General features: G+C 70.6%; 1 protein-coding gene. It reads right to left on the bottom strand.

All coding sequences use genetic code 11. The features are described 5' to 3' along the window. Positions 1-5: 5 nt before the first annotated feature. Positions 6-293: putative Ig domain-containing protein (locus AC6CKD_RS38020; protein WP_498334003.1), on the bottom strand; the 288-nt coding region annotated here is incomplete at its 5' end.

Genomic DNA, 293 nt, shown 5'->3' with positions numbered 1-293 from the left:
CTCCTTTAGAACCAGGTGAGGGTGAGGGGGAAGGTGGTGGTGGCGGTGGTCGGGGTGGTGTCGGTGGCGGTGGCGGTGATCTGGAGGGTTCCGGTGGCCCAGGGTTTGCCGGTGATGCGGCCGGTGGCGGCGTCGAGGGTGAGGCCCCAGGGGAGTCCGGTGGCGGAGTAGCGGACGGGCGGTTTCCCGCCCGTGGTGGTGAGCTGGATGGTGCAGCTCTGGTTGAACTTGCAGGCCTGCGGGCCGGGGTTGGCCAGCTTCAGCGCCGCCGAGGTCGGAGTCGGGGTGGGGGT

It is taken from the genome of Streptomyces sp. GQ60, from assembly GCF_059758875.1.
The sequence above is the reverse complement of the archived record's forward strand: the minus strand, read 5'-3'. Positions and strand labels throughout refer to the sequence as shown.